Source organism: Microbacterium sp. MPKO10 (genome assembly GCF_026107415.2).
GTDB lineage: Bacteria > Actinomycetota > Actinomycetes > Actinomycetales > Microbacteriaceae > Paramicrobacterium.
On the sequence record NZ_JAPCHX010000009.1, the window covers coordinates 66,591 to 76,581 of the forward strand.

Consider the following 9,991-nt stretch of genomic DNA (forward strand, 5'->3'; position numbering starts at 1 on the left):
GCTCCTAGAACTCGACGGCATCACGCTTCGTTGCGCGACGAAGCAGGACGACAAGGATGGAAATGACAGCAAGCGATAGAACCGCGGATGCTGTTGCCGCACCATACGCGGGGATCGACTGTCCTGAGAACGCCGTGACGTAGGTGTACACCGCCACCGTCCATGTCTGTGTTGGCGGCATCCCTTGGCCCGTCGACCCGCCGAAAACCCAGATGATTTCGAAGATCTTCACCGAGGAGATTGTCCAGAGCACAGCGCAGGTTGCGAAAACGTCCCAGGTGAGGGGAAGGATGACATAGCGCAGTCTCTGCCAGGCATTCGCACCGGCCAGGGCGCAATCCTCGTAGTAGTAGGGCGGAATCCGGTCAACACCAGCCATCAGGATTGTCGTGAAGTACCCGGTGGTGATCCAGGTCATCATGACCATGATCAGCGGAAACAGGTTCTCGTGCGCAAGCCATGCGGGTGGTTCGGTGACGCCGAGTCCACCCAGCAGTTTGTTGACGAGTCCGCCCGGGTTGAAGATGAACCCGGCGAGAACACCGAAGATCATGGCATTGACCAAGTGCGGAAAGAAGATCACTGAACGAGCGACCTTGCGTGCGACCATGTCGCGCAGAACGAGCGTCAGACCGAAGGCGATGACGAAGATCGCAATACCGACGACGAAGAGCAGCAGGAGCGTGTTTACGAAAGACTGGACAAAGAGGTCGTCGGAGAAGAGACGCACATAGTTCTTGAAGCCGACGAACGTCATGTCGTCGCCGCCGGACCACTCGTTGAAGCTTATCCAGACGGCGTAGAGCGACGGCACGACGAACAGAATCGTGTAGAAGAGGAACGCCGGGCCGACGAACGGTACGAAGAGACGTTTGCGTCCTCTGTCGATGGCGTTGCCGCCGGCTCGGCGACCCGTGGGGGTCGCCGAGCCGCTGGCGCTCTTGGCTCCGATCATCCGAGCTGTCTCGGTCATGAGTTCTGCTTCCAATAGTCAGCTTGGCCTGACTTCATCGCGTCGATGAACTGCTGCGCATCGAGTTTGCCGAGCATGAGCTTGTCCAGCGTCGGCCAGAGCAGTTTCTCCGTGTACCCGGGGAAGGAGATGCCGTCGTTCTGCTGGTAATAATCGTCAGCGGCGTCGAGCGCATCTTTCACGGTGCTCATGTCTTCGCTCACGGCGGCATCCTGACGGATAGGAATGATCTTCGCATCGGTTCCCAGCGCATCTTGATACTGCTTGCCGAGGAAGAACGCGGCAAACTTCTGTGCGTTCTCGGCGTTGTGCGCCTTCGCAGGGACGGCGAAGCCAACGAAATCTGCTCGCTGCGAAGCTGGGCCGCCGTCAACCGTGGGGAAGGAGAACGACGAGTACTCGAAGCCATCTGCGGCATACGATGACGTTTCGTTCGGAAGCCAGGTGCCGTTGTACATCAGTACGCCCGAGTTGTCGGCCCACTTCTGCTGTTGCGCCGGCCATTTGCTCGCGTTGTACCCGTCGATGAAGTAGCCGCCGTCGACAAGCTGCTGCACCAACTCGGCGGCTTTCAATGCCTCGGGGGAATCCCACGCCTTACCTGACTCGTCCGAAGCGATCTTCTTGAGTGAACCAGGTCCGGCGAGACGAACCATCATCGTCGTGAACCAGTAGGCGTTGTATCCAGAGACGTCGCCGTCAATCGCAATGGGGGTCTGGCCATCCGCTTTGAGATCGTCCAGCGTACCGATGAAGTCGTCCCATGTCTGAGGCGGGTTCTCGGCGAGCTCCGGGTGCTCGGCCTCGTTGAACCAGATCGCATCGCTCGTGAGCGAGTACGGAAGCATCCAGGGGGCATCTTCTCCGTCCACGGTGAGTGTGCCAGCGTCGAAGTATGCACTCGGAATGAGGTCGGAAACCTGCTTTCCGTCGACGGCGGCATCGTAGGCCTCCGTGAGCGGCAGTGCCTGCCCCGACTCGGCAAGGATCGGTGCGAGCTTCGCGAACGACGCGTCGACCAAGTCAGGAACTTTGTTCGTATTGAGCGTGGGGAGGACCTTCTTAATGTTGTCCCGTCCTTGCCACTGGACGTCCACGTCAATCCCGGTTTCGTCCTCGAAATCTGCAATCGCCTTCGCGACGACCTTCTGCTGTGCCTCTCCCTCTTTCCACATTGACCAGTAAGTCAGTGTGTCATCGGATCCGCCCTGCGGGGCACAGCCGCTTGCTGTGACAGCAAGCGCGCTTCCGATGACGAGGGCGGAGAGTGCTCGGATCTTCGCCATTGGTTCACCTTTCGCCTAGTGAGCGGCGTCTTCGCCGCTCGTTTCGCTCGACTCTCACAAGGATGGAGAGGAGTATTCAATGAGTAATCTGAAGAAAAGGGAGGAATTTCTCTTCTTTCTCGGGCTTTCACCCCAAATACTGTTGTTACCTCTCTGAATTAGGTCTTTATTCCTCTCTTTTTGGCCGTCAGAATCGAAAGTACGCCGTGTGAAGGGGAAACGATGTCGAAGAAGGCTGTCTCGCCGCTCCGCGATGCCGAGACGCGAGGGCTGAAGTTCGAGATCCTCGCGGACGAACTGCGTCGCGGCATCCTTGCAGGTACGTGGACCGCCGGGCAGAAGCTGCCGACCGAGCAGCAGCTGGCGACTGAGACCGGTCTCTCACTGACGACGGTGCGTCGCGCCTTCGACGATCTTGTCGCGCAGGGCGTCGTCGTTCGCCGTCAGGGCGCCGGCAGCTTCGTGGCTTCCGCGCCCCGACGCGAGGAGCGTGTGCGGCGTCGTGTCGGTGTGCTCCTTCCAGACACTCAGCTGTACTACCCGAGAGTGCTGCAAGGCATCGACGAGTCGCTGTCCTCCGTCGGGGCGTCCCTCCAGCTTGCAACGTATCGATACGACCAGGCTCTGGAGGACCGCAGCATTGAGCACCTGCTGGACGCAGGGGTCGAGGGGATGCTGCTGGTGCCGACGCTCACCGGCATCGAGGACCCCGTCGGGCGCGCGCAGAGCCTTATGGAACTCCCTGTTCCCGTTGTGCTGCTCGAGCGCAGCCTCATCGACTCTGGATCGGGCGACCGCACAGAGCACGTCTGCTCCGACCACCAGGGCGGCGCCTACGACGCGGTACGGCACCTCGTCAAGCTCGGTCACGAGCGCATCGCCCTTCTGACGCGCGACCGGACGCCCACCGCACCCGCCGTCGTACTCGGATACCGTCGCGCTGTGGCCGATCTCGACCTGCCGACCGGTCTGGAGTTCGCCCAGCGCAAGCAGGAGTGGGAGGAGCATCGGGCCGGGAACGCCCTCGATCAGGTGCGTGAATTCGGCGCGACCGCCGCGCTCGTCTTCGGCGATCGCGAGGCGATACTGCTCGAGGCCGCGGCACGGCGCCGCGGGCTCTCGGTGCCAGACGACCTCGCCCTCGTCTCGTATGACGACGAGACGGCAGACCTCGCCGAGGTGCCGCTCACGGCGGTCTCCCCGCCGAAATACCGCATCGGCCGCATGGCAGCGGACGTGCTCATCCGTCGTCTCATCGAGCGCGACGATTGCCCTCTTCACCAGATCAGACTTCGTCCGCGCATCGTGGTTCGCCGCTCGTGCGGTGCGATCACCGACTGACGACGCCCGACAAGGAGAACAATGCGAATCGGACTCATCGGAGCCGGCGCTGTCGCCGACTTCCACATCTCTGCCGCACAGGCGCTCGAGGGGGTGGAGATCGGGGCGGTCTGCGATCTGGACGAGACCGCTGCTTCGCGCGCGGCAGATGCGGCTGGGGGAGTCCCCGTGTATGCCGACTACCGCGATATGCATGCGAGCGGCCTGGTCGACGCGATCGTGGTCAACACCCCGCACGCCCTTCACCTACCGATGGTGACGGATGCCGCTGCCGCGGGCTTGCACGTGCTCGTCGAGAAGCCCATGGCGACCTCCCTCGCCGATTGTGATGCGATGGTGCGAGCGTGCCAGGAGGCGGGAGTGGCCCTCACCGTCGGTCACATCCAGCACTTCATGCCAGATAAGAGGGCAGCTCGTGAGCTGATCGACTCAGGCGAGCTCGGCGATGTCGTGATGGTTCGCGACTACCGCAGCACCGACTACCGACCGGGCAGCCGATCCGACTGGTTCTTCTCGAAGCAGATGGCAGGTGGAGGTGCGCTCATCAATATCGGCGGGCATTGCCTCGACCGGTGCCTGTGGTTCGGCGGTGGGCGCGCGACCGAGGTCTTCGCGTCGACCGCGCATCGGTTCGATACCGAGGTAGAGACCGATGGGAACATCGCTTTGCGGCTCGACAACGGTGTCGGCGTCTCGATCAGCGTAGTTTCTGACCCCCCGCAGAAGTCAGACACTCTGCTCGTGGTGTGTGAGCGAGGAGTCGTAATTGCCGACCCCCGACGCGGCACGATCGTGCAGGTCGACGGTATCTCCCGTGTCGTTCGCGAGCCTCAGCCTGAGGACATCCAGAGCGCGTTCACTGCGCAGATGGCAGACTTCCTCTCCGTCGTCGCCGGTGGCGAACCCGAAGTTCCGCTTGAGCATGCGCGCCACGTCGTTGAATTGGTGATCAGCAGTTATCGCTCGTCGGCGGAGAAGCGAACGATTGAGGTGTCGCGGCAGCGCGCAACAGCATGCTGAACACCGCCCGTCCCGATACGCAACACAGGAGAGAGTGTGACTCGACGTCATCCGAACATCGTCGTGATCCAGAGCGACGACCAGGGGCCGTGGGCGCTTGGCTGCGCCGGAAACCCTGAGATCAAGACCCCCGTCCTCGACGCGCTCGCCGAGCGGGGAACACGACTGAGTCGATTCTTCTGCGCCTCACCCGTGTGCTCACCCGCTCGAGCAAGTCTCCTCACCGGGCAGATCCCCTCGCGACACGGCGTCCACGACTATCTCGACGGTGCGCACGCGGGCCCGGAAAGCCGAGACTACCTCGACGGGCAGCCCACGTTCACCGACGCACTCGCCGAGGCCGGCTACCGGCTCGGACTCTCGGGCAAGTGGCATCTTGGCGCAAGCGATGTACCGCGTCGGGGTTTCGTACACTGGTTCGCGCTGGAGGGCGGCGGAAGCCCCTATTCGGGCGCCCGCATGTACCGAGATGGAGTGCCCGAGGACGTCGACGGGTATCTGACTGACGTCATCGCGGACGACGCGATCGACTTCATCGATGCCGAAGCCGCACGACGGACAAGTCGGCAGTCCGACCACGAACCGTTCTTCCTCGCGCTCAATTTCACGGCGCCACACAAGCCCTTCGCCGGGCAGCATCCGAAGGAATTCACGGAGATGTACCGTGACTGCGCCTTCGAATCCTGCCCGCAAGAGGAGCCTCATCCATGGCAGCCGACCGTCGACGGAGTGCCCATCGGCGGTGAGGCTGACGCCCGCGAGGCGCTCATCGGGTACTTCGCCGCCGTGACAGCGATGGATGCTGCGATCGGCCGTTTTCTCGATCGGCTGACCGCGCACGGGCTCGACGATGACACGATCGTCGTCTTTGCGAGCGATAACGGGTTCAACTGCGGACACCACGGCATCTGGGGCAAAGGCAACGGAACCTTCCCGCAGAACATGTACGACGAGTCGGTGATGGTGCCGTTCATCATCGCCCATCCGCATCTCGGCGCCTCCGGCCGCGTCATCGATGATCTGCTGTCGGGCTACGACGTCGCTGCGACGCTTCTCGACCTCGCGGGGCTTGACGGCACCGCCTTCGAGGAAGGCCCCGGGCAGAGCTTTGCACAGCTCCTCCGGGGAGAGCCGGGTCGCGAACGAGCGGTCGTCGTGCACGATGAGTACGGTCCGGTCCGCATGATCCGCACGGCGGAGCGTAAATATGTGCACCGATATCCGCACGGGCCCCACGAGTATTACGACCTCGTGAGAGACCCAGGCGAGCGCGAGAACCTCGTTGATGACCCGGATCACGTCGAGGACGTGAAAGATCTCCGGGCACAGCTCGACGACTGGTTCACCGCGCATGGAGACGCGGCACGCGACGGAGCGCGGCTTCCCGTCGCGGGAGCGGGGCAGACCGACACGCTCGACGTCAACCCTCTAGCATCCTTCACCCCACCGAATTGGGATGGCACACCTGCCGCCACACGCAGACGAGCGTCCGCATGACGCGCCAGACGCCGAACATCCTTCTCGTCGTGTCCGATGACCACGGCTACGCGGATCGCTCTGCCGTGGGTCTCACTGGCGGGTCGACGCCTGCGCTTGACCGGCTTGCGGCGGAAGGAACGAGCTTCACGAATGCCTATGTGACCGCGCCAATCTGCTCTCCGTCTCGAGCCGCGATGATCACCGGGCAATACCAGCAACGTTGGGGCGCCACCTGGTTCGACAGCTCTGACATTGGGGAGGCACCGACGATCGCCGAGCGCCTCCGTGAGCACGGCTATGCCACCGGCTACTTCGGTAAGGTGCATTACGGATCCGAGGGTCCCGGAGATCGAGGAACACCGCCCCAACACGGGTTCGACGAATCGTTCTATGGGCTCGCCGGACAATCGATGGGGCGCCTGCACTATCTGACGCACTCAGGCGAAGCCACGCAGACGTACGGCGAGGCCGCTGAAGCGATGGCCGTGCAGCCACTGTGGTCGGGAGAGACCGCCGTCGAAGACACCGGATTTCTGACGGACGAGTTCGCCGATTGTGCGGGCGACTTCATCGAACGACACCATGATGAGCCGTTCTTCGCGATGGTCGCGTTCAACGCCGTGCACAATTTCTGCTGGCAGCTTCCCGAGGCTGAGCGCGAGAAGCGCGGACTCCCGGCCTTCGAGGACTGGCATCCGGGAGCGAGCGAGTACCTCGACTGGTACGACGGCGCAATCAGTCCGAACCTGCCGCACGGCCGCGAGTACTACGCGGCGCAGCTTGAACTTATGGATCGTCAGATTGGCGCGCTTCTTGACCGTCTCGACACGCTCGGAATCGCCGACGATACGATCGTCGTCTATCTCACCGACAACGGCGGGTCGACCTGCAACTATGGCGACAACTCTCCGCTGAGAGGCACGAAGTACACGCTGTGGGAGGGCGGCATCCGCGTGCCGTTCATCGTGCGCTGGCCCGGTGTCGCTTCGGCGGGCGCAGACAACGACAGTCTCGTCAGCTCGCTCGATCTCGCTGCGACGTTTCTCACCGCCGCCGGTGCAGACGCCGGTGCAGACACAGAAGCAGGCGCAAGCGCAGACGAAGGCGATTCGACGGATGCCGCAAGCGGCGCCGTCCCGCCGGATGGCAACGCGCAGCACGATGCCGGTCGTGGGATGCAGCGGGGCGATGCGGAGAAAGCCGGCATGCTTCTTGATGGGCAAAACCTCGCTGAGGTGCTTGCGAAGGGCTCAGGGCATAATCAGCTCCATTGGGACTGTGCCTGGCAGTGGGCCGTGCGCGAGGGCGACTGGAAACTCAGCTGGTGCGATGGATCGTCAGAGTTTGCGCGCTACGTTCGTAAGGTTGAACACACCACGCCCGGCGAGGGCTTCTTTCTCTGCGACCTCGCGGCCGACCCGAGCGAAACTGAGAACCTCGCTGATTCGAATCCGGAGATCGTGGAGCGTCTTACGCAACGGCACCGGACATGGAGGGAAGAGGTCGGTCTCAGCGCAGCACTCTGACGACACGGCTCGTGGCCAAAGTCTGACGTGGGCCGCCCGGACGCAGGGAGCTTTGTCGTTGCTCAGCCCTCACATGATTTCCCTGCACATGAACTCGCACCGATTGTCGCCGTGTGGTCTCCTGCCCGCGAGCAATGAGTGCATGCCCTCACGCGAACAGCCGCTTCAGCTGATCTGCTCCGCCCCACGTGTCGCCCTCGTCGACCATGCGAGTGAGCAGCCGTTCGGCAAGTGCGGGAACCCACTCGCATCTCGTGTCGCTTGCCAGCTCAAACGGATCCTCGTGTAGATCGAACGCCCTGATCTCAACGGTGCCATTTGGTCGGAGCGAGGCGATGAGCTTCGCATCACGGGTGCGGATGCCGCGGATGCTCTCCGGTTCCGTCGCCGATGGAAACCGGTGGTACGACGCCGCCGGATCGGCGGACACGTCCTCGAGTCCGCGGAGGGCGGCAGAACGGTCGCGCCCGTGCATGGTCGCGGGAACAGCATCCGCTTCGCCTGCGAGCCCTAAAATCGTTGGCGCGAAGTCGAGTGATGTGACCATCTCGGTGGAACGTCCTGGCGGAATGCGCCCGGGCTGCCTCACGACACACGGAATGCGCATCGACTCCTCGTAGGGCACGTTCTTGAAGAGCATCCCGTGGCTGCCGAGCTGCATGCCGTGATCGGACGTGAATATCACCACTGTGTTCTCTGCCAGCTCCTGGGCATCGAGCGCGTCAAGCAGTCGGCCGATTTGGTCATCGACCCCGGTTGCCGCAGAGAAGTAGTCGCGTGCGATGTCCGCGGCCTCTGTCGCGACAGGCGTGCCGTGCGCAACATTGTCGCGCGGGAGAAGCTCGGCCGCCGAGAGGTGATCGTACGCGTGCCGGTAACGGTCGGGCACCGCGTCGAACGGTTGATGCGGGGGATTGAGTGACACCATGAGGGCGAATGGAGCGTCGTGTTTCGGCGACTCGCGCACGACGTCGATAGCGACGTCGATCTCGTGCTCGGCCGACCAGGCGTCGACATCGAGGCGCTCCTCGCGAGCAGCATCCCCCACCCAGTAATGCGGCGACAGATGGGAATCGGCTGCGCCGTACGCGTGCCAGAAGTCGAATCCGAAGCGCCGTGACGTCGGCGAATAGGCATCCCAGACCTTGCCATCTTCGCGGCGGCCCTCACCGTGTGTTTCGTCGTCATCCGTTGGCGGCTCGAGGTGCCACTTGCCGATGTAGCCGGTGCGATAGCCGCGGTCGCGCAGCACGGTTGCCCAGGTGGGGATGCCATCACGCAGACCCACACCTTGCTCGGCGGTCACCGAGTTGATGTTGTGCGTGACGCCGTTATTCGTCGGCAGCGCGCTCGTCAGAAACATTGCCCTGTGTGGGCTGCACACCGGGTAGTTGCTCACCGCATGGTCAACAAGAACGCCCTCCTCGGCGAGCCGGTCGAGGTTCGGTGTCAAGACGGGGTCCGTGCCCGAAGCGCCCAGCGCCATCGCGCGAAACTGGTCGGCCATGATCACCAGAATGTTGGGGCGAGACTCCATGCGTCCTCCTCGAAGAGACCGAATCCACGCGGGCACGGTCTTGAGTCAAGTTGCCGGGGAGGAGAGGAATCAACACCTTCTTCTGATTCTTCTGACCTGCGCTCAAAAATGAGCACTGACTCCTCCTGTGAGGCATGGCGTGTAGCTCTTTTCAGGACCTTCGGTTCGCTGCTCCGGATATCGCGATTGCCGGCACTCGCACTGGCGCGGTTCTTCGCTTTTATGTTTCGGTTCACCTCGCCTCGGATGTCAACGCGAATCTGCTCGTTTGTTCTCCCTCAGACGGTCTTTCACCTGCTCTGGATTGTGCTTCTCCGTCCACAGGCATGCGACTTTTGGAGTTATCCACAATGGTGTGTTGATCGGGGGTTTGTGTTGGTGGGAATGTCGGTGGCTGCTGTCACAATGTGTCCATGGTTATCGCAGGTTCGGCACCCGGGTTTGGGTCTTCGGAGGAGCCGGAGAACCATGCCCGGTGGGCGGCTCCGGGTGTGCCTGAGAGTTCGGGGAACCGGCAGTTGCCGGGGGAGTCTGCAGCGCGGTCGGCGGATCAGGGCGCGTCGGGTTTCTTGGAGAGCCCGGATGCTGCGGCTGCCGAGATGTCAGGTCTCGGGTCTGCGGAAGGACAGGACGTTGCGGACGCGCGTGATACTGAGAGCGCAGGTCTAACTCACCCGGATGGCGCGGCTACTGCAGGTGCTTCGAGTGGTGCGGTTGCTGCGGTGTCTGCTGTGGAGGCGGCGGAGCGTGCGTTGGGGGCTGTGGCGGGTTTGACTGATTTCGCTCCGGAATCGCTCTCCGCAAACGATTTGCTGAGGTTTGTGGGTCT

Annotated in this window: 8 protein-coding genes; 5 read left to right on the forward strand and 3 right to left on the reverse strand. The window is 62.8% G+C overall.

Annotation, left to right across the window (positions count from 1 at the left end; translation table 11 throughout):
- Positions 1–4 precede the first annotated feature (4 nt).
- Both OK352_RS17365 and OK352_RS17370 read right to left on the reverse strand, forming a co-directional pair.
- Entirely contained in the window at positions 5–973 is a 969-nt protein-coding gene (locus OK352_RS17365) for a carbohydrate ABC transporter permease (RefSeq protein ID WP_265142790.1), read from the reverse strand.
- The gene (locus OK352_RS17370; protein WP_265142791.1) at positions 970–2,259 is read right to left on the reverse strand and encodes an ABC transporter substrate-binding protein; all 1,290 of its coding nucleotides are present in this window, start codon (positions 2,257–2,259) and stop codon (positions 970–972) included. Before OK352_RS17370 ends, OK352_RS17365 begins: the two co-directional genes overlap by 4 nt.
- A 222-nt stretch (positions 2,260–2,481) precedes the next feature.
- On the opposite strand from OK352_RS17370, the gene OK352_RS17375 reads away from it, so the two are divergent.
- From OK352_RS17375 to OK352_RS17390, 4 genes are read left to right on the forward strand one after another with little or no spacing between them, the layout of a single operon-like run.
- Complete coding sequence (locus OK352_RS17375; RefSeq protein WP_265142792.1) at positions 2,482–3,600, forward strand: GntR family transcriptional regulator; 1,119 nt, start codon at positions 2,482–2,484, stop codon at positions 3,598–3,600.
- 21 nt (positions 3,601–3,621) lie between these two features.
- Positions 3,622–4,620: a Gfo/Idh/MocA family protein gene (locus OK352_RS17380; RefSeq protein ID WP_265142793.1), complete on the forward strand. Its 999-nt coding sequence runs from the start codon at positions 3,622–3,624 to the stop codon at positions 4,618–4,620.
- 36 nt (positions 4,621–4,656) lie between these two features.
- Positions 4,657–6,117 carry a sulfatase-like hydrolase/transferase gene (locus OK352_RS17385; protein WP_265142794.1) on the forward strand — a complete coding sequence of 487 codons (1,461 nt, stop codon included), beginning with the start codon at positions 4,657–4,659 and terminating at the stop codon, positions 6,115–6,117.
- Positions 6,114–7,625 (forward strand): sulfatase family protein, encoded by a 1,512-nt coding sequence (locus OK352_RS17390; RefSeq protein ID WP_265142795.1) that lies wholly within the window; start codon positions 6,114–6,116, stop codon positions 7,623–7,625. Before OK352_RS17385 ends, OK352_RS17390 begins: the two co-directional genes overlap by 4 nt.
- Before the next feature lie 148 nt (positions 7,626–7,773).
- Here the strand turns inward: OK352_RS17390 and OK352_RS17395 are convergent, their stop codons facing one another.
- Positions 7,774–9,162, reverse strand: coding sequence for a sulfatase family protein (locus OK352_RS17395; RefSeq protein WP_265142796.1), 1,389 nt, complete (start codon positions 9,160–9,162; stop codon positions 7,774–7,776).
- 413 nt (positions 9,163–9,575) lie between these two features.
- Between OK352_RS17395 and OK352_RS17400 the strand changes: the two genes are divergently transcribed.
- On the forward strand, positions 9,576–9,991 hold a 416-nt coding region (locus OK352_RS17400), incomplete at its 3' end, for a hypothetical protein (RefSeq protein WP_265142797.1).